The following is a 550-nucleotide window of genomic DNA, read 5'->3' as shown; positions in this document are numbered from 1 at the left end:
ATGCTCGACGTCTCCCGCCACTTCTTCTCCGTCGACGAGGTCAAGCGCTACATCGACCGGATCGCCCTCTACAAGATCAACAAACTGCATCTGCACCTGAGCGACGACCAGGGCTGGCGCATCGCCGTCGACTCCTGGCCGCGGCTCGCCGCCTACGGCGGCTCCACCGAGGTCGGCGGCGGCCCGGGCGGTCACTACACCAAGGACGACTACCGCGAGATCGTGCGGTACGCCGCCTCCCGGTACCTGGAGGTCGTCCCCGAGATCGACATGCCGGGCCACACCAACGCGGCCCTCGCCTCCTACGCCGAGCTGAACTGCGACGGCGTCGCGCCGCCGCTCTACACCGGCACCGAGGTCGGCTTCAGCTCGCTGTGCGTCGGCAAGGAGATCACGTACGACTTCGTCGAGGACGTGGTGCGGGAGATCGCCGCGCTCACGCCCGGCCGCTACCTCCACATCGGCGGCGACGAGGCGCACTCCACGCCGCACGAGGAGTACGTGGCGTTCATGGAGCGGGTCCAGCCGGTCGTCGCCCGGTACGGCAAGA

1 protein-coding gene is annotated in these 550 nt (G+C 68.7%); it reads left to right on the top strand.

Annotated elements, in window-relative coordinates; genetic code table 11:
• On the top strand, positions 1-550 hold a 550-nt coding region (locus LPA54_RS35960; RefSeq protein ID WP_228984746.1), incomplete at both ends, for a family 20 glycosylhydrolase.

It is taken from the genome of Streptomyces sp. DH12 (genome assembly GCF_020873895.1).
Classification (GTDB): domain Bacteria; phylum Actinomycetota; class Actinomycetes; order Streptomycetales; family Streptomycetaceae; genus Streptomyces.
This window is presented reverse-complemented; position numbering and strand designations above follow the sequence as displayed.